Annotated in this window: 22 protein-coding genes and 1 riboswitch; of the genes, 6 read left to right on the forward strand and 16 right to left on the reverse strand. The window is 38.6% G+C overall.

Annotated elements, in window-relative coordinates:
* Window positions 1-104 precede the first annotated feature (104 nt).
* Window positions 105-398, reverse strand: coding sequence for a DUF2752 domain-containing protein (locus B7E04_RS19180; RefSeq protein ID WP_080780151.1), 294 nt, complete (start codon window positions 396-398; stop codon window positions 105-107).
* A gap of 7 nt (window positions 399-405) precedes the next feature.
* Window positions 406-1458 (reverse strand): NADPH dehydrogenase NamA, encoded by a 1053-nt coding sequence (gene namA, locus B7E04_RS19185; protein WP_080780152.1) that lies wholly within the window; start codon window positions 1456-1458, stop codon window positions 406-408.
* Between the two features lie 101 nt (window positions 1459-1559).
* On the opposite strand from namA, the gene cdd reads away from it, so the two are divergent.
* The 3 genes from cdd (at window position 1560) to B7E04_RS19200 (ending at window position 5415) form a co-directional block, all read left to right on the forward strand.
* A complete protein-coding gene (gene cdd, locus B7E04_RS19190; RefSeq protein ID WP_080780153.1) occupies window positions 1560-2042 on the forward strand; it encodes a cytidine deaminase in 483 nt (160 codons plus the stop codon).
* A gap of 265 nt (window positions 2043-2307) precedes the next feature.
* Window positions 2308-2483: riboswitch (cobalamin riboswitch) on the forward strand.
* 31 nt (window positions 2484-2514) lie between these two features.
* Window positions 2515-4356, forward strand: a complete 1842-nt coding sequence (locus tag B7E04_RS19195) for a TonB-dependent receptor plug domain-containing protein (protein WP_080780154.1) — start codon at window positions 2515-2517, stop codon at window positions 4354-4356.
* 12 nt (window positions 4357-4368) lie between these two features.
* Window positions 4369-5415 (forward strand): YncE family protein, encoded by a 1047-nt coding sequence (locus tag B7E04_RS19200; protein WP_080780155.1) that lies wholly within the window; start codon window positions 4369-4371, stop codon window positions 5413-5415.
* A 149-nt stretch (window positions 5416-5564) separates the two neighbouring features.
* On the opposite strand, the gene B7E04_RS19205 is transcribed toward B7E04_RS19200, so the two are convergent.
* The 14 genes from B7E04_RS19205 to gldB all read right to left on the reverse strand — a co-directional run bounded on the left by B7E04_RS19205 (window position 5565) and on the right by gldB (window position 17753).
* Window positions 5565-6986: a CCA tRNA nucleotidyltransferase gene (locus tag B7E04_RS19205; RefSeq protein WP_080780752.1), complete on the reverse strand. Its 1422-nt coding sequence runs from the start codon at window positions 6984-6986 to the stop codon at window positions 5565-5567.
* 41 nt (window positions 6987-7027) lie between these two features.
* Window positions 7028-7372 carry a nuclear transport factor 2 family protein gene (locus B7E04_RS19210; protein WP_062649082.1) on the reverse strand — a complete coding sequence of 115 codons (345 nt, stop codon included), beginning with the start codon at window positions 7370-7372 and terminating at the stop codon, window positions 7028-7030.
* 106 nt (window positions 7373-7478) lie between these two features.
* Entirely contained in the window at window positions 7479-8027 is a 549-nt protein-coding gene (locus tag B7E04_RS19215) for an L-threonylcarbamoyladenylate synthase (RefSeq protein ID WP_080780156.1), read from the reverse strand.
* Between the two features lie 371 nt (window positions 8028-8398).
* Window positions 8399-8824 carry an IS200/IS605 family transposase gene (gene tnpA, locus B7E04_RS19220; RefSeq protein ID WP_080780157.1) on the reverse strand — a complete coding sequence of 142 codons (426 nt, stop codon included), beginning with the start codon at window positions 8822-8824 and terminating at the stop codon, window positions 8399-8401.
* A gap of 115 nt (window positions 8825-8939) precedes the next feature.
* Complete coding sequence (locus B7E04_RS19225; RefSeq protein WP_139785448.1) at window positions 8940-9542, reverse strand: hypothetical protein; 603 nt, start codon at window positions 9540-9542, stop codon at window positions 8940-8942.
* Between the two features lie 132 nt (window positions 9543-9674).
* Window positions 9675-10181: a DinB family protein gene (locus B7E04_RS19230; RefSeq protein ID WP_080780159.1), complete on the reverse strand. Its 507-nt coding sequence runs from the start codon at window positions 10179-10181 to the stop codon at window positions 9675-9677.
* Window positions 10182-10284: 103 nt separating this feature from the next.
* Window positions 10285-10737, reverse strand: a complete 453-nt coding sequence (locus B7E04_RS19235) for a GNAT family N-acetyltransferase (RefSeq protein ID WP_080780160.1) — start codon at window positions 10735-10737, stop codon at window positions 10285-10287.
* A 5-nt stretch (window positions 10738-10742) separates the two neighbouring features.
* A complete protein-coding gene (locus tag B7E04_RS19240; protein ID WP_080780161.1) occupies window positions 10743-11225 on the reverse strand; it encodes a nuclear transport factor 2 family protein in 483 nt (160 codons plus the stop codon).
* Between the two features lie 18 nt (window positions 11226-11243).
* Complete coding sequence (locus B7E04_RS19245; protein ID WP_062649092.1) at window positions 11244-12383, reverse strand: cystathionine gamma-synthase; 1140 nt, start codon at window positions 12381-12383, stop codon at window positions 11244-11246.
* Between the two features lie 14 nt (window positions 12384-12397).
* Window positions 12398-12958, reverse strand: a complete 561-nt coding sequence (locus B7E04_RS19250; RefSeq protein WP_080780162.1) for a membrane lipoprotein lipid attachment site-containing protein — start codon at window positions 12956-12958, stop codon at window positions 12398-12400.
* A gap of 28 nt (window positions 12959-12986) precedes the next feature.
* Window positions 12987-13313 carry a gliding motility protein GldC gene (gene gldC / locus B7E04_RS19255; protein ID WP_080780163.1) on the reverse strand — a complete coding sequence of 109 codons (327 nt, stop codon included), beginning with the start codon at window positions 13311-13313 and terminating at the stop codon, window positions 12987-12989.
* A 24-nt stretch (window positions 13314-13337) separates the two neighbouring features.
* Complete coding sequence (locus B7E04_RS19260; protein ID WP_080780164.1) at window positions 13338-15539, reverse strand: thioredoxin-like domain-containing protein; 2202 nt, start codon at window positions 15537-15539, stop codon at window positions 13338-13340.
* 6 nt (window positions 15540-15545) lie between these two features.
* Window positions 15546-16448, reverse strand: a complete 903-nt coding sequence (locus B7E04_RS19265; protein ID WP_080780165.1) for an ABC transporter ATP-binding protein — start codon at window positions 16446-16448, stop codon at window positions 15546-15548.
* 321 nt (window positions 16449-16769) lie between these two features.
* Window positions 16770-17753 carry a gliding motility lipoprotein GldB gene (gldB, locus tag B7E04_RS22750; protein ID WP_080780166.1) on the reverse strand — a complete coding sequence of 328 codons (984 nt, stop codon included), beginning with the start codon at window positions 17751-17753 and terminating at the stop codon, window positions 16770-16772.
* 52 nt (window positions 17754-17805) lie between these two features.
* Here gldB and B7E04_RS19275 point away from each other — a divergent pair, with 52 nt between their 5' ends.
* The 3 genes from B7E04_RS19275 to B7E04_RS19285 are packed head-to-tail and all read left to right on the forward strand — an operon-like array spanning window position 17806 to window position 19519.
* The gene (locus tag B7E04_RS19275) at window positions 17806-18447 is read left to right on the forward strand and encodes a leucine-rich repeat domain-containing protein (protein WP_080780167.1); all 642 of its coding nucleotides are present in this window, start codon (window positions 17806-17808) and stop codon (window positions 18445-18447) included.
* A gap of 9 nt (window positions 18448-18456) precedes the next feature.
* Window positions 18457-18984 (forward strand): GNAT family N-acetyltransferase, encoded by a 528-nt coding sequence (locus B7E04_RS19280; RefSeq protein ID WP_185117084.1) that lies wholly within the window; start codon window positions 18457-18459, stop codon window positions 18982-18984.
* 1 nt (window position 18985) lies between these two features.
* Window positions 18986-19519 (forward strand): GNAT family N-acetyltransferase, encoded by a 534-nt coding sequence (locus tag B7E04_RS19285; protein ID WP_139785449.1) that lies wholly within the window; start codon window positions 18986-18988, stop codon window positions 19517-19519.
* The last annotated feature ends 4 nt before the right edge of the window (window positions 19520-19523 follow it).

Here is a 19523-nt window from a genome sequence, read left to right on the forward strand (position 1 = left end):
AAAGCTTTTGGCGAAGAGATTCACATTTTGTAGTAATTCTACGACTTTTTGCAAAAACCTCCTGACCAGCCCGAAAACATTTATTATCTCACTTTGAGCATTTATTAATGATCATGCAGATAAAAATACCTGTAATAATAAGAGCCTATCATGATCATCAGATTCACAAGAATCATGATCATCAGAAGGTTACCATACTTTCTTTTCTTATCAACAAAACTCAGACCTAAGGTGAAGAAAAACAACAAAAGTGTATAAACAGCAGGATAAAGATGATAAGCTTCCACAAACCGGCCTTCAAATACGAGCACAACGGCCCGCTGAGCACCGCATCCCAGACATTCTATGCCCAGAAATTTCTTGCTGGGACAGGTCAGCATAAAATCTTCAATATTCATCCCGGTTTTATGTTGAAATTTTTGCTCTTGTATACTGATTGGGAAAGAAACAATCTTCTTTCATTTCAAATGACCCCTGAACAGCTATGTACGGGTTTCTTAAGATTTCCCTTGCTACAAATATGAGGTCCGCGTCTCCTTTCTGAAGAATTTCTTCTGCCTGTTCCACTTTTGTGATGAGTCCCACCGCTCCGGTTTTGACTCCGGCACCATTCCTGACCTCTGAGGAAAAAGAAACCTGGTAGCCATCAAAAACGGGTATTTTTGCCCCGTGGATATTTCCACCACTGGACACATCAACCAGGTCCACGGCATGATCTTTCAGAACTTTTGCCAATTCTATACTGTCTTTGATATTCCATCCGTTTTCAGCGTATTCCGTTCCGGAGATCCTTACAAACAGAGGTGTATCTCCATTTAATTCTTCATTAACCGCATCTACAATTTCGACCAGGAACCGGATCCTGTTTTCAAAGCTTCCCCCATACTCATCAGTTCTGATATTGGAAAGCGGTGATAAAAACTGGTGAATCAGATATCCGTGCGCCCCGTGAATTTCTATGAGATCAAAGCCTGCTTTTACTGCTCTTCTGGCTGCTTCTTTAAAATTCTGAACCTGTTCTTTAATTTCATCGGCAGTCAGAACATGGGGAATCCTTTCTGAAGGATGATACGGAATGGCACTTGGTGCAATGGTTTCCCAGCCTTCTTCAAGCGGGATCTGGAGATTGTTCCAGGTGGAACCTTTTCTTCCGGCATGAGCCAGCTGAATTCCGATTTTACTTTCTGAACGGGAATGGACAAAATCAACGATTTTCTGAAGTTCTGCAGTCTGCTCATCATTCCATATTCCCATGCAGTGATTGGTAATTCTTCCGCGCGGTTCCACTCCGGTAGCTTCCACCATGATCAGACCTGTTCCCCCCTGAGCCCGGCTTCCATAATGAACAAAATGAAAATCATTGGCTAACCCGTTTTCGCATGAATACATACACATGGGCGACATCACCCATCTGTTTTTCAGTTCTATATTTCTAAATTTTATTGGGATATACAGCATTTTATTTTTTTGAATTTCAATTTAAAAGGGTAAATAAAAAACATTGTCCAACTGAAGAAAAAGGAGTAATTTTAGCCCCCCTTTTTTAGTCTGACTAATATATGAAAAAAGACATACAGATCAGTTACGAGCATTTTAAAAACAGCAGTGAACTGGACGATACAGAGAAAAAATTATTCGAGAGTGCAAAGCAGGCCCGTGAAAATGCGTACGCTCCTTATTCGAATTTTCTTGTGGGATGTGCGGTTCTGCTGGAAAACGGTGAAATTTATTCCGGGAACAACCAGGAGAATGCGGCCTATCCATCGGGACTGTGCGCAGAGAGAACCACTCTTTTCTGGGTGGCAGCGAATTTCCCTGATGTAAAAGTGAAAAAAATCTTTGTAGTGGGCGGTCCTAAGGAATTCCATGAGAAAAACCCTCCGATTCCCCCTTGCGGAGCCTGCAGACAGAGCTTAATAGAATATGAAACGAAGCAGAATGACAATATTGACCTTTATTTTTCAAGTATGAATGATGAAGTGGTGAAGGTGCATTCCATTAAGGACCTGCTGCCGTTTTATTTTGATTCTTCGTTTTTGTAGAGAAGAGGCGAAAAGGCAAAAGGGCGAATTTGCAAATAGGCTGATAAGGCTGGTAAGGCTGGTAAGGCTGGTAAGGCAAAATTAAAAAGTTAGTATGAGGAAATACATTTATTCCTTATAATTATATTTTTTTCCGTGCTTGGGATCATTTATTGATAAATTACGTCTGTTTTATATCTTCAAAGTTTAACATATTCACCTATTTGCAAATTTGCCTTTTAGCCCTTTTGCTTTTTAGCCTTTTTGTGCAATACATTTAAAAAGTTATCTTTGCAAAAATTTTGGTTTCCAGTGTATTGGAAATAATAGGGAATTGGGTGAAACTCCCAAGCTGTCCCCGCAACTGTAAATCGCAATAAAAATTTCTGTACAAAGCCACTGTTCATCCGGGAAGGCACAGAAAGCGAAAGCCAGGAGACCTGCCAGAATACTAACTAAAAACGCATTACTTTCGGAGGAAAAGTAAAATAGTATGGATATAAAAAGATCTTTATTACTGCTTTGCACGTCTTACGGCAGCTTTCTTTTGGGACAGGAGAAGGCAGTTGATACCATTTATATTTTCGACAACCAGATGAGCAAGGTGAAGCTTTTTCATCCGGTACGTACCATTACTCCAAAAGATATTGAGAAAAACTCAACAAACCTTTCCGATCTTCTGCGTTTTCAGTCTTCAATTTACATTAAGGAAAATGGCCGTGGAGCGGTTTCTTCTCCGTCATTCCGGGGCTCAACTGCCCAGCAGACCGCCTTTGTATGGAACGGGATTAATATTAACTCCAGTTTTCTGGGGCAGGGAGATGTGAATAATATTCCGCTTTTCGGATATGACCAGATCGACATCAAAGCAGGCGGAGGAAGTGTGGTATACGGAAGCGGAGCGATCGGGGGAAGCATTCATTTAAACAATATTTTAGATTTCAACAGGGGCTTTAATGCATCCCTATATTCGGAAGCAGGTTCTTTTGATACGTATACGAATTTTGCACAGGCTTCATTCAGCAGTGACCGGTTCAGCATCAAAGTTTCGGGGAGTTATTTAACGAGTCAGAATGATTATAAGGTTCCGGAATTTGTGGTAGGAAGTACGGGTTTCGACAATATCAACGGGAAATATTATAATACTTCGATGAATATCGGAGCTTCTTATAAAATTGCCGATCATCAGACCATTTCATGGCAGAACCAGATGTTTGATGCTTCGCAGCATTATCCTGTCTTCGAGACGAACGGTAATAAAACAAAATACAATGCACAGACTTTAAGGAGCCTGATTGCATGGGATATTCAAAAAAGCAATCTTTCCAACAGCTTAAAAGCGGCTTATACGGAGGATAATTTCCAGTATTTCTCGGATCTTAATCAGCCAAAAACGAGCGGTGCGGACGGAAAGAATTATATCTTCAAAAATGATTTCAATTATTTCATTACGCCGAAAATCAACATCAATGCCATCGGGGAATTTCAGGTGAATAAAGGTGAGGGCTATGAGTCCGGGCTTGGGAGTATCAGCAGAAATGTAGGTTCCCTGGCGGGTCTGATCAGGTATTTTGCGACGAAGGATCTTCGTTTTGAAGCGGGAATCAAGAAGGATTTTGTAGAGGATATTTCTTCTCCGCTCCTGTATTCTTTTTCCGGGAAGTGGAATGCTTTAAGATGGTATCGTACAGGAATTAATTTTTCCAGAAATTTCAGATTCCCATCTTTTAATGATCTGTACTGGAATCCGGGAGGAAACCTTGATCTGCTTCCGGAAACATCTACCAATGTTGATATGAACCATGAGTTCAGTTTCGGAGATTTTAAAATTACATTGAGTCCTTATTATATGGACATTAAAAATATGATCAACTGGCTTCCGACCCCTTACGGCTACTGGGCTCCGGTGAATACCTATAAAGTTGAATCCTATGGTCTGGAGTCGCAGGTGATGTGGAATAAAACATTCGGGAAACATGCTTTCAGGGTGGATGCCGGGTATACGTATTCAAAATCCGTCAATAAAAGTACCGGAATGCAGATGATGTATGTTCCCCTTCATAAAGCTGTCGGGAATATAGAGTATGGTTATTCTTTCCTGAAGGTGTATGCACAGGGACTTTTTAACGGCCTTACGTACACCAGCACGGATGAAAAAAGGTCTACTGCCATTGATCCCTATTTTATTTTAAATGCAGGGGTTTCTGCAAGTATTCTGAAGAAATATACGTTAGGATTTAAAGTGAATAATCTTACGGATACCATTTACCAGACGGTTTCTCTTTATCCGATGCCTAAGAGAAACTACAGTATTTATGCAACAATTAATTTTTAAACTTAATATATTATGAGACTGAACAGATTTCTACATTTTTTCCTTGCTTTTACGCTTCTTTTGGGCATTGTGTCCTGTAGCAGTGATAATGATGATGAGCAGGAAATATTCTACGGCAACGGTTTTTTAATCTCAAATGAAGGTACTTTCGGAAAGCCTGAAGGAGATGTAACGTTTGTAAGTGCAGATTTAAACCTAAAACAGGATAATGTTTTCTCCCTTAATAACGGAGGTGCCAAATTAGGTGATGTTTTACAGATGATTGCTTACAGAGGCGAAAATGCTTATCTGCTGCTGAACAATTCCAATAAAATCCAGGTGGTTAACCGTTATAACTTTAAAGCTGTAGGCCAGGTTACCGCTGAACTTAATTCACCACGTTATATGGCTTTTGCGAACAACAATATGTATGTAACGAATGATAAATACGGCGGCGCCAAGTATGTGAGCATTTATAAAGCTTCAGACGGTTCTTTCATCAAAAAAATCTCTTTCACTGATGCTGCTGAAAGAATTGTGGAAGCCGGAAATAACATTTTTGTGCAGAATGCCTCATTCGGTTTTGGAAATAAGATTAGTTACATCAATACTTCTACCAACGAAGTGCAGTCTACCATCACGTTACCTGATGGAATAAATATCAACAAGATTATCTCAAACAACCAGAATGTTTACGCAATTGCCGCAGACGCTGCCAATTCTTATATCTATCAGATCTCAAGTGCGGGAGGCATTACAAAAACAACCACTTTAACGGGTATTGTTGATGCCAAAAACCTTGAAATTTCAAACGGTAAGTTTTATTTCTCTTCCGGAAAGAGTGTATACGCCATGGATATGACTGCTACAACAGCTCCTTCCACTCCATTGTTTACGGTAGCGAACAGTGTGGATCAGTATTCTGCGCTATACGGCTTCAGCGTGATCAATGATAAAATTTTCACTTCTGATTCCAACGGATTTACCCAGGACAGTAAAATTGTGGTTTACTCTACTACAGGAGCGATCATCAGAGCATTTACTGCGGGGATCGGTTCAAATGGAGTTTATCCTAATTAAGAAAATTAATACTTCGGTATTATTATATTTTTTTTCAACATTTGTGTTTTTTTTCAGGCCGTTTCTCCGAAGCGGCCTGATTTTATTTTGTTGAAAAAAAGATTTCGGCGGGACGAAGTCCCGCCGAAACTGTTTATAATCTCGCTTATTTAATTACACTTCAATCCCAGTTTCTCCGCTTCAGCAATCACAAATTTTTCCGCTTCTGCCTTATCATTAAGGATTTCCCCTTCCAGGATGGCTTCTTTCACCTTTTCCTTCAGAATTCCGATCTCTTTTCCGGGTTTAAGGTTGAACATCTGCATAATTTCCTCTCCGGTAATGGGCGGCTGGAAATTACGCACCTGGTCTTTCTCCTCTACTTCTTTGATCTTCACGGCTACATATTCAAAATTCTTTTTGAAACGGTCCTGTTTCCTGGAATTTTTTGTTGTGATATCCGCTTTACATAAAGTGAACAGATCTTCCAGATCTTCGCCGGCATCGAATAAAAGTCTTCTCAGTGCAGAATCTGAAGCATCATCCGTAATCAGAGCAATCGGGCGTGAGGAAAGCTTTACCATTTTCTGCACATATTTCATGTCGCTTCCCAATGGTAATTTTAATCTGTTAAAAAGTGTTTTCACCATTTTTGAGCCTAAAAATTCGTGCCCATGGAACGTCCATCCCGTTCCTTCTACGAATTTTTTTGTCGGTGCTTTCCCTATATCATGCAGCAACGCAGACCAGCGGAGCCACAGATTATCTGTATTTTCTGAAATATTGTCCACAACTTCCAGCGTATGGTAGAAATTATCTTTATGGGTCTGCCCTTCTACTTCTTCCACACCTTTCAGGTCTATCAGTTCGGGAATAACCAGTTTTAAAAGGCCTGTTGTCTCCATTAATCCCAGTCCTACGGAAGGTTTTTTGGACATCATAATCTTATTGAATTCCACCATTATCCTTTCCATTGAAACAATTTTTATTCTTTCTGCTTCCTGTTTAATGGCGTTCAGGGAATTCTCTTCAATTGTAAAATTTAATGTTGAAGCAAAGCGAACGGCCCTCATCATCCTCAAGGGATCATCTGAATACGTTTGAGCAGGTTCCAGGGGTGTTCTTAAAATTCCTTTTTCCAGGTCATCAACTCCGTTGAAAGGGTCTATCAGTTCTCCGAAATTACTTTTGTTCAGAGAAATCGCCATGGCATTGATGGTGAAATCCCTTCTTTTCTGGTCATCTTCCAGTGTTCCGCCTTCTACTTCCGGTTTACGGCTGTTTTCCGTATAGCTTTCTTTTCTTGCTCCTACAAACTCCAGATCGAGGTCTTTATATTTGATCATCGCAGTTCCGTACGTTTTAAATACAGAAACTTTTAATTTCGGATCAATATCCTGAGCTACGGTCTGAGCCAGCTCTATACCGCTTTGTTCGGTCACAAAATCAATATCCGTGGACGCCGTTCTTTTCATCAGAAGGTCACGTACATAACCACCGACAATGTATACGGTCTGATTATTTTTTTCAGCCGCATCCGCAATGATTTTGAATAGTTTTAAATTTTTATTTTGGGTAAGATTAATTTTCATCGTTAATAAATAGTCGTCCTTTTTAGCTAAGCTGTTTTCCATTAGTCATAATGGGCATACATTGTTTTAATTTTTCCTTCGTCATCAAAAAACATCACTTCTACCGCGTGTTTATCCATTATAGACCGGTAAAACAAAGCCACTGAATTCACGCCTGCAGTTGATTGAATGAGCTCAAAATGCAGATCAGGAAATTTGTCCAGTGCTTTTCTCCAATATTGGCGTACTGCTTCTTTTCCTTTTAATGTGCTTTCTTTCCCTCCTGTAGCCATTACAATCATGGGTGTTGTGATTTCAATATCATCTGTGTAATGAGACAATATATCTTCAAGGTCATGAGAATTCCAGGCACGGATCCATTCTTCAGCAAAATTCCGGTGGTTCATGGCATGTCTTTTATCAGTTGAAGACTGCAAAGATAGAAATTAAAAAAAAGAAATCCTGCCGGCAGATACAGACAAGATTTTAAATTAAACGGATTATAGCAGAATTTTATTCACGAAGAACCTTAATCCTGTTGTCGCTCCACACTTTTATCACTGAAGAACCTGAATATTTTGAAACCTTTTCACGGTCTTCTTCCACCGCATAATCTACCAGTTTAATGATCTCCGGAGAAATATCCGAAAACTTCAGAGGGCTTTTGTCACCACTGAAATTAGCAGAGGTAGAAACAAGCGGTCTGTTCAGTTTCGTAATCAGTTTTTTGCAGAAATCCGTTTTTATCAGCCTGATGCCGATACTTCCGTCCTCGGCAAGCATCTCTTTTGGAAGTCCGCGGGGATTTTCATACACAATGGTAACCGGTTTTTCACTTAGGTCAATAATTTCCCAGGCCATTTCGGGAACATCCACCAGATCCTGAAGTCTTTTTTCAGACTCTACAAGGATAATCATGGATTTGTTTTTTTCGCGTTTTTTGATGTCAAAGATTTTATTGACCGCATCTATGTTGGTGGCATCACATCCTATTCCCCAAATGGTGTCTGTAGGATAAAGAATGGTTCCGCCGGATTTTAATATTTCGATAATGTTTTCCATAATGTACAGGTTTGAAACCTGTGTATAAAGGTAAAAAAACGGTAAGGTTCCGCCAAAAATATGGGTACAAATGTTTTGTTTTGATGATTTATCAGGTTTTGGCTAAAGCCATATTTGAATTATTTCAATAAAAAAACGGGCTAAAGCCCGTTCCTATTGAATTTACAACTATAATGTTATTGTTGAGAAACACCAAACCGTTGTTCAACAAACCGTACTATTAAAATATAGAATTCATAACTATTAAAATTATCAAAAAAAATAGTGATGTTAGACCTGTTATTCTATACAATCGCTGGTATATTCAATAGGAATGGGCTTTAGCCCATTCAACAATAAAAGCAAAAAGAATCAACGGCTTTAGCCAAAACCTATACAAAATTATTTTTTTCAAGAAATTCCTGGTATTCCTCTGCAAAGCCCTTCTTCTGATGATGCTTCTCCTGATTTTTAATATAATTTCTTACAGCATCAACCTTTGATTCAGAAACTGAAACAGCGAAATATTCGTCCTGCCATGAGAACTTCTCCGGTGTTAGCTGGTTTTTATTAATCCAATAAGAAGATTCTCCCTTTAATAGTTGCACAACCTTCTCTACAGTCTGGTGTGAGCCTAATGAAATCAGACAATGGCAATGATCAGAATAACCATTGACCATATCCAGAAAAATCTTCTTCTCCGAAGCATTTTCCTTAATATGTTTCCATACTTTTATTCTTAAATCAAATGTATTTAAATGAGGCACCCGGTTTTTTGTTGAGAAAACAAGGTGGATATAAATTTTTATAAAAGGCATTTGTGTTGTTTTAACCAAAAATAGTATTTTTTATTTATGTTTTGGATAAAGCCATATTTGGTTTTTTTTCATAAAAAATGTGCTAAAGCCCATTCCTATTGAATATTTTTTTTCATTACAGTTCATTAAAGAACCCATTGAAATAGTTTTTTCTATTCTCGACTTTTGGTTGAGTTAAAACCTTTTTGAATGCTGTTTTAGTAAAATGCTGAGAAAACAAAACCGGGAAATTGGCTTTTACACCTTCCTTTATTAAAGTATATAAAATTTCGTTTTCTTTAAAGAATATAATTATAGTCCGCTCATATTCTTGTATACTAAAATTATCAGTAGGCTCATTTAGAAATATGAGTTTATCGGACGGCTTGGAAATCCTGAATTTATATTTTTTTCCATATTCAATAATTCTCTTTTTAGCTTCTTCTCTATGAATATTGAATTTAATTTTTTTCAGTTTTTTCTCTGATAATTTACAGTATAAAGCATATAGGCAAAATATAATTATACTAATCAAAATAATATATTCCAATCCATTTTTTGAAAATGAATCTAATTCTGAAAAACAAAGTGCCGTTGGAAAAACTATCGCAAAGAATACAAAATAGACAAAAAATGTATCTAACCGATCAGACCAGCTTTCTTTAAAAACCAATCTATTTGATTCAATACTGCTGTTAATATCTAAATTCTTTAATGTCCTCATTACGAATACTGCCAAAGCCAAAGATTTATCTCAGAAAGAACGGGCCAAAGCCCGTCCCTATTGAATTATATATTGATCGGTCGATCTATAAATCTCTAAATCTTTTAATTTTTAAATCATTCAATTTTTAAATCTTTTAATCGATTTCTATTTCATCCCCGGCAGATACCGCTCTTCAATAATCCTCAGATGATGATAATTATGTCCTACAATCAGTTTTCCGATGGTTTCTACAGTCAGCGGATTTCCATGGGCTATTCCTGTATTTTTTAAAACTGAGGAATCAAGGGTTTCAATCAGGATCCGGGAAGATTTTCTAACCAGTTTATATTCATCAAGCAAAGATTCCAGAGATCTTTGATTTGCAAAAGAATTCACCGCAAAAATTTCTTCATCAAAACCGGGAAGTTCCGCCTTATCACCTCTTGCAAAAGAGAGGATTCTGTATTGGAACACTCTTTCGGTATCTGACAAATGAAGCAGAAGTTCTTTAAGACTCCATTTTCCTTCGGCATAAGCAAAAAAAGACTGTTCTTCCGTAAGGTTTGAGTACAGGTCTATGGTTTTATCTCCTGATATTTTTAATTCTACGATCCAGTTTTCGGAAGGAATCTGATCGAGGTATCTTTGTACGTATTTTTGAAAATCAGACATGCGTTTAGTTATAATTGATAATTGATGATTGATGATTGATAAATGATCTGTACTACGAATTCATAATTGACCCATTGACAATTCACATTTAATCATTCCCCTTTTAATTGTCTCTGTTAGTCCATTCATAGAAATTCACGGAATCATACAATTCGAAGCCGCAGGCCGGGTACAGCCGGTTGCCGACATCATTGCTTTTTCCGGTTTCCAGTAGGACTCCGCAGGCATTGGTTGATCTGCACAGTTCTTTTGCTTCTTCAATCAATTCTTTGGAATAACCTTTCCCTCTATGGTCACCATTGACATAAAGGTCGTTCAGCAGCCAGTAACGCTGCATTCTGGTGGATGAAAATATGGGGTACAGCTGAACAAATCCTGTCAGTTTTCCATCGTGTTCCGCGACAAATATTTCGGAATCTTTATGTTCTATCCTTTCTTTCAGGAAATTTTCAGCAGCCGGCACATCTGATTCTTTATGATAAAAGACCCTGTACTGGTCAAATAATTCCGCTAATTGATTTAAGTCCTGGGCTGTAGCTTTTCTGGTGTTTTTCATACTTATTATAAATGATGGTCAAAACTTAAAACCCGCTTCATTTTCCACTGCTTATCCTCCAGAATCCATAAAATGGTAAACCTGGCACGGCTTCCTTTTACCCATTTCCCGTTGGAAAATTCGTAAAACTCATGCTCGCCCTCCTGAACAAATGCATATAAAACATTATTGTTGTAAAGAGGATATACCTTCATGCTGTTGGGAACCAGATCACGCCTTACTTTATTGGAGTTTCCGCAGATGTTATTTTTAATGGAAGCAGTGAACGCTTTCTCTCCGGAAGTGATTCCTCCTTTGTCATGATAAAACTCCAGATCGTCACTGACGATAGATTTATAATGAGAAAGATCACATTGATTAAATCCTACATCAAAGATCAGACTGTCCAGCTTTTTGGCCGTTTTGTATAATTCATCGGTAGTTTTTACCTGAGAATACATGGTCTGACTGAAAAAAACTAGGATCAATAAGAGATGAATCTTTCTCATTATATGTATTTTAAAGGATTAAGAAAAAGCACGCTCAAGATCTGCAATAAGATCTTCAGCATCTTCAATTCCAACGCTTAAACGTACCAGGTCATCCGTAATTCCCAATTCTTCACGTTTATCAGCAGGGATAGACGCATGCGTCATCAGTGCCGGATGGTTGGCTAAAGATTCTACACCGCCTAAAGATTCTGCTAAAGTGAACACTTTTACTCTCTCCAGAAACTTAACGGCATCTTCTTTTTTACCTGATTTAAAGGTGAAAGAAACCATACCACCTGATTCCTTCATCTGGGATTTGGCCAGGTCATACTGAGGATGAGATTCAAGTCCCGGATAAATTACTTTATCTACAGCAGGATGCTTTTCAAGATATTGAGCCACAGCAAGCCCGTTATCGGAATGACGCTGCATTCTTAACGCTAACGTTTTAATTCCTCTTAAAACAAGGTAAGAATCGTGCGGACCTAAGATCCCACCGCTTGCAAATTGAATGAAGTGAAGCTTTTCTCCCAGTTCAGCATCTTTTGCAATCAGTGCTCCTGCAATCACGTCAGAATGTCCTCCTAAATATTTGGTTGCTGAGTGCATCACAATATCGGCTCCAAGATCAATCGGTCTCTGAATATATGGAGTCGCGAATGTATTGTCTACCGCCACCAGGATATCTTTTCCTTTGGCAATTTCCACTACCGCTTTAATATCTACCAGCTTCATCAGAGGGTTGGTAGGCGTTTCTACCCAGATCAGCTTTGTTTTGTCTGTGATTACGTCTGCAATTTTGGAAACATCATCAAAATTCACAAACGTAAATTTCAGCTGATACTTTTCGAAAAGCCTTGTAAACATTCTGTAAGTTCCTCCGTAAAGGTCATCTACAGCCACTACCTCATCACCGGGATTCAGTAATTTCAATACACAATCGATGGCTGCAAGTCCGGAACCGAAAGCAAGGCCTCTCGCTCCGTTTTCAATGCTCGCCAAAGAATCTTCCAAAGCCTGTCTTGTAGGGTTGGCTGCTCTTGAATATTCATATCCGGAATGGACTCCCGGGCTTTTCTGTGCAAATGTAGATGTTAAAAATACAGGAACATTTACAGAACCTGTCGCAGACTCGTGGTGCTGCCCTCCGTGAATTACTTTTGTATTAAAATTCATACTATTTTATTTTTTTATAAGCCTCCCATAAAGAAATCGAGGCTCTTTGAAACATGGTCAGATTTTCTCTTCACTTCCAGCTTTCCATTAAAAGCATAGGCCAGAACTTCTATATCTTCAGGAACTTTTTCCGGAATAGTAGTGGTGAAAGAAGCCTGATATTCACTGTTCTCATATTTGTCTTTCCCGGTTTCCTTAAGCTCTTCAAACTTTCCGTTGATCTTGATAATGATCTTTTTCAGGGAATCATCTATGTATGCAATGTCCGAACCGTTTCCTTTAATGAAATCATCCATCGAAGGAACCAGCTCCATGATAGACTCGCCTTCCATGTCGTGAGGATGAAGACTCCCTTTTAACATGGCAGCAGGAATTTCTTTCTCTTTAAATAAAGCGATGTCCAGAGCTGCATTTTCAGAAGGTTTTTCCGTAACGGATGTATCAGGAGTTTCGGCAGCAGGAAGTTTTTCTGCCTGTACTGTGGAATCTGTTGTTTTAGTTTCCTTTACTTCCGTTTTTTTATCGCAGGCGGCCAGCAATACTGCTGCCCCGATGACAAAAAGTGTTTTCTTCATAATATTTTGTGATAGTGTGAGATTGAGTTTACATTTTTATAGCAGATTTTACAGCAAATTCTTCTGCAATCTGCTCTATCCACTGGGCAACATCTTCTTCGCCTGTTGCTCTCTGGTAAGTATTTCCTAAAGATACCAGAATCTGGTGGATAAACATTTTCATCTGGTCTACCGGCATTTCTTTGGTCCAGAGATCAATCCTTAAAGCTTCCATCGTTTTGTCATCCCATACAGAGATCATGGTCGCTTTTGTTTCTTCCTTTTCCACACCGCCATCCTGGGCATTCCATGTAATATTTTCAGGAATGTGGTTCTCATCCAACTCTACATCTATCGTAATCTGAGTTTTTCTCATATCAATCTAAAATTTTCCGCAAAGTTAATACTTCTTCAGCTTATCCAAAATTTCTATGAAGTTATCTTCATCAGGAAATGGGGTATTAAAATTAAAAATTTTGCCTTCCGGATCTACAATGATAAATCTTGGAATAGACTGAATCTTATATCTGTTCATAAACTGCTGTGCATCGGTCAGCCAGTATTGAGGAACATTGGAAGTTTTTGTTTTCAGATAATTCTGCCATTTGGATTTATCCTGATCCAGACTGATAGAGATGAACTGGATATTGTCTGCATATCTGTACTGATGGCTCCTGGTTTCAAATACCGGACGGATCTGCTTGCACGGACCGCACCATGTAGCCCAGAAATCAATCACCACATATTTTCCTTTATATTTGGAAAGCGGGCTCTTTTTATCCTGATTATTAAGAAGGACCAGATCAGGAAATACCGATCCTTTCTGGGACCTGTTGATCTGATCAATCTTAGCGTACAGCATTGTTTTATAATCATCATTGCCAATGTTGCTGATCTCGGTGGCAAAAAGCTGGTTACGGGTTAAACTGTCAGTTTGCAGTTCCATTGTTTTAGAAAGATGCTTCGTCAGCAGCTGGTCTCTGGAAATTCCCCTGGCCATCTTACCGATTTTTATGAAAAGAATACTGTCGGGATTGGAAGCCTGGTCTTTATCAGAAAGCAGCTGGTCTAATTTATACTGAAGATAATTATCGTTCTTGCTTAAAAGCGGACCTGGTTTTTGGATGTTTTCATTAAGTTCTTTCACGAAAGATGCCGGAGCGGCAAATTTAGGATCATTCCACGAGGTCATTTTCCGGTAATTGTTGATCTCGTTCAGATATTCAATAGCCATTAATTGCTTTCTGTAGGCTTTATAATCTTCTGAAAGTGCGTTGTTTTCAGGATCAGCAAAATGGTCAAGGATTCTTTTATTGTCTTTCCAGTCAGATTCAGCTGTTTCATAAAACGTTTTCGGATCATTATTATAATTCTGTCTTTCAAGAGCATAAGCAAACTCGTTTCCAAAGGAACTTTCGGTATTTTTATATACCTGATCTGCCTTCCGGTTGGATTTCACATAAGATATCATTTCTGTACCATTCAGCTTTATCTCATAATCAAACCAATCCCCGCTTCCCATCACAATATCCAGTTTTTTATTACCTATCTGCAGTATATATTCATCCAGCGGAAGGGTTTGTGTAGTTACCCAGCTGAACATATTGTTTTTTACGGCTGCAGACCCTATTTTTTTGTGAAATTCTTTGGAATACACATGTACGGAATCTATTTTAAGATCTGTTTCCAGCTTTCCTTTGATTGTAATGCCCGTTCCGTCACTCTGATAGGCCTTTGGCTTCTGGAACAGATAAAGAAATCCTGCACCAATGATCAGCGAAGCAGCAGAAATGATAACTCTTTTTTTATTTTTAAGGAAGGCGTTTTTAAATCCTTTCCTGCTGTACCAGAAGTAACCTAATGTAAGAAACACTACACTCCAGAAAAGACTCATATATTCAGAGTGCGAAATAAAATTGTTCAGGTTTCTCACTTCCGGAGCTTTCCAGAATTCGTATAGCGAGCTGTAAGGATTAAAGAAAAAAGATTTCTTCTGGACCAAAGAAGTAATATTGGAAGCCAATCCCAGCACCCCGATAAGAAACGACCAGATAAATCCGGGAAATATTACAGAAATACAAAGCTGCAAAGCTGCAATTCCCAGGATGGTCATACAGATCCTTACAAAAGTCTGAATCATCCAAAGGGTATCAAAATGCAGCTGTTTAGCCGGATCAGGGTGAATATAATAATCTGCAAGGGCCAGAACTATATTGAACCCAAAATAAGAAGCCACACAGATAAAACTCAGTAATAATAAAACGATATATTTTGAAAAATACAGATTAAAACGGCTTAGCGGCTGTGTCTCCATCAGTTGCCAGCCATTATTCTTATGATCCGTCTGTGCAATCCTGTTGGCAGCAATAATGATAAACAGAAGCAGGATAAAAAAAGTAAAAGATTTTATAGCATCTCCTCCTATTGCATCTTCAAAAACAGAATGCGGAAGTTTTCCTTCCATGACCATTTCTGACATGAAGAAACCGGGCACAAAACCCAGCAAGGGAATCAATGCCCCAAGGATAACAGCAATATAAGAAAGTCCCAGCCCTTTTGTTTTAAGCCATTCTATATTAATGGCAGTCATTAATTTTTTCATCTCTGTTTAGTTTTTAGTAATTTCCATGAACCAGTCCTCAAGGCCTGCGCTGTTTTTAATTTCGAAAATTTCGGCATCATTCAGAACCAGCTTTTTAATTAGGCTGGCGATGTTCTCTTTAGATTCGGCGGTGATCTCAATGGTAGCAGAATCAATCACTTTAGGTGAATAGCTTTCCGGGATCTGGCTGATGAATTGTGAAGCATTATTAAGCCCGATCCTGATATGATCATATCTGTACAGCTCATTCAGATCTTTTATGCTTCCCGTAAAACGGATTTCGCCGTGGGAAATAATCGCCAGATGGGTAATCATTTTTTCAATTTCCTGAAGCAGGTGACTTGAAATAAAAATCGTTACGCCTTCTTCCCGGTTAAGCTTAATTAAAAGCTCACGCATTTCCAGCATCCCGTTCGGGTCAAGTCCGTTTACCGGTTCATCGAGGATCAGGAGTTCTGGTTTTCCCAACAACGTCATGGCAATAGATAGGCGCTGTTTCATCCCCAGGGAATATCTTTTCATCTTCATATTTTTGCTTTCCCAAAGATTTACAAGATGAAGGACCCGTTCACACTCGGACTCCGGAAGATTCCTGAGCCTGGAAATAATAAGAAGGTTTTCCCAGCCTGAAAGGTGATCATAAAAAGCCGCCGTATCAATCAGACTTCCGACTTTATGGAAACCTTCGGGATACAGTCCGGATAAATCTTTATCAAAAATCCGGATAGCACCGGATTCATCGGGAATACTGCCGATCAGCATTTTCATGGTAGTGGACTTCCCTGCTCCGTTTGCGCCGAGAAACCCGAAAATGCTTCCTTTCGGAACTGAAAGATTAATATTTTTCAGGATAGGCTTATCCCTGGTAAATTCAAAGTTTAAGTTGTGTATCCGGATGATATTTTCCATGTTATCAATTTTTACTAAACAAAAATACAATTAAAATAGTAATATGCAATACAAAGTAGTATGTTTTTTATTTAAAGGGATTAGGTTTTAGGGATTAGGGCTTAGCTTTGCAGCAGATTCAGGAAGTTATTGAAGAGTAAAAACACAATCTAAAGGATGATTTAGCAATTTTTTTAAAACTGTTTAATCAGATTTTAAGGTAAGTATTTAATATTATCAACCAAAAGTAACCTCCTTCTTCCCTCTTCCAGCTTCCATCCTTCAATCCATTCCTATAAAAAAAAACCTCCGGACGAATCTGAAGGTTATTATTTTTTAATACTAAGGCATTTTAGGCTTGTATACTGCTTCGTTAAATATTTTAGTAGCATCAAGCTTTAAGAAATCCGCAAGCTTGGTTTCCGGTTTCTGTTTGAAATACGCCTTACAGATCTGCCATCCGGTGAAGATCCCGATCTGCGGTGAAGACTCATTGTCAATCTCCGTATAGAATTTTGAGAACGGGCCGGGTGATATAAAACGTTCCACAAGTCGTGGATCGTCCCCGAAGATCAGGTTGCTCTCTACAAAATAGTTCCAGATATTGGCTTCATTGGCTACCGCCCAGTCGTATTGCTTTTTGGTATAGTTCATTTTCAGATAATCCGGTGTATCGGGAAGAAAAGCATCCTGCATGATCATGATTTTACCGTTCAGAATTACTTTATCAATAAATTTCTGATGATCCGGAGATTCCGTTACGATATTTTCTGCAAAGATCTGTGACACTTTAGGGACTATATTCTGCGGATTCATCGATTTCTGGAAATACAGTTCAAGCCCTTTATAATTGGCATTACCATCCCCCATAAATCCCGTAATATCTATAAACAGAAGATTTCCTTTTGCATCATAAAAAATAGGGTCCTGAACCATCTGCAGGGCTGATGAAAAAAGATATACCTTCGGATTCTTAAATTTCGGAAAATAAAACCGGATATGTGAGAACAGATCCTGAAGCTCTTTCTGAAGCTTCGCCTGGTCTATTTTGGAAGCTGCTTCTTTATAGATTTTAATCTCTTCGGCATCGGCTCTTCTTTTTCCAAAATCGGCATCCGAAACCGTTCCCTGAAACCATGGAAATTTAGCTTTAAACTGGTCCAGAGGAATGTCTGCATTATAAAATTCTTTGGAAATATCCGTCAGTTCAACCTTTTCGGCTTTATTTTTCACCTCTACTTTCCATTGGTTCTCCGGTTCTTTTTTACAGGAATCCGCAGCGAGCACCAAAATGGAAGAAAGCACAACAATTCTGAAAATCTTCATTATTTTTACATGAAATTTAAGTACACAAAAATAAGGATTAAAAACACAAACGATGATGAAAATTAAAATATTTGCAAGTCTGGGCCTTATTATTTCAGGATTTTCTCATTTTACAGCTCAAAAACTCAATTTTAAAGATCAAAACTTCGAAAAGGCAGTAATTGAAAACTTTGATCTCAATAAAAACGGGATTCTGGAAAAACCGGAAGCAGATATGGTGACCAATTTGTTCCTGGTTCAGAAAGGTATCACATCAGCAGAAGATCTGATGCTTTTTACCAATGCTAAAATGATCCTGCTTGATGATAATACTATTCCGGATGTTTCTCTGAAGGGACTGCCTAATCTGGAATTATTTTCCTGTACCGGATGCAAGATCATCTCTTTTAAAGCGGAAGGGTTAAAAACCTTAGGCTCCCTGTATCTTGACAATAATTTTCTTGAAAATATTTCATTGAAGGAAACGCCGAGGATTGAACAATTAACATTATCTTTAAATCAATTAAAAACAATTGATATTACCAGGCTTAAACATTTAAGAAAATTAAATCTTGAGCACAACAAACTCCGGAAGCTTGATATTTCAGGAAATACATCCCTTCAGACCCTGAATGTGGTTGGTAACACGATGAAAGAATCTGATATCGATAAAGGAACAAAAACTGATGTAACAATTTTCGGAACGCAACCCTAAACCACAACTATGACACTTGAAACCCAACGACTGCTCCTGCGCAAGCTTGAAGAAACCGATGTTGAACGTATGTTCCTGCTGGATTCCAACACGGAAGTGATGAAGTACATCGGAGTTCCTGTATTGACAAAACCGGAAGAATCATTGGACGTGATCAGGATGATTCAAAAGCAATATGAGGAAAACGGCACGGGAAGACTTGCTGTGATTGAAAAGGAAACAGGACTTCTTATCGGCTGGAGCGGTCTCAAGCTACTCACAGAAGAGATCAATGGCTATAAAAACGTTCTGGACCTTGGCTACCGCTACCTTCCTGAATCATGGGGAAAAGGGTATGCCCTGGAAGCGGCAAAAGCCTCTCTGGAACTTGGTTTTCATGAGATGAAAGCGGATGCAATCTATGCACATGCCCATTCCGGGAATGAGGGCTCCAATCATATTTTAAGAAAACTGGGCTTTGAAAAAACCGGAGAATTCACGGAACCTGACGGAATCTGTTATTGGTATGAGCTGAAACGTGAAAACTATGCACCATAATATGCTAAAGATAAGACAGGAGGAGGAAAAAGACCATCTGAAGGTATTTCATCTCACAGAGGAAGCTTTCAGAAGTATGAAACACAGCGACCATCAGGAACATTTTCTTTTGGAGAAGCTGAGAAATTCGGAAGCTTTTATTCCCGAGCTTTCCCTGGTAGCTGAAACCGGAGACGGAGAAATTGCCGGTCATATTTTATTCACCAAACTTCAAATCGTAAATGAAACAGAGGTTTTTGAATCTCTGGCACTGGCGCCTGTTTCCGTACATCCTGACTTTCAGAACCGGGGAATCGGAAGCCAGCTGATTCTGCACGGGCATTCAATCGCTAAAGAATCAGGATACACCTCGGTGATATTAATTGGCCATGAAAATTATTATCCTAAGTTTGGTTACGAAAAAACCAGTAATTTTGGGATTTATTTCCCGTTTGAAATTCCTGAAATCAACGGAATGGCTGTTGAGCTGGTAAAAGACGGGTTAAAAAATGTAAAAGGGATCGTAAAATATCCTAAAGAATTTGGAATAGACTAAAAAT

The organism is Chryseobacterium phocaeense, from assembly GCF_900169075.1.
Lineage (GTDB): Bacteria > Bacteroidota > Bacteroidia > Flavobacteriales > Weeksellaceae > Chryseobacterium > Chryseobacterium phocaeense.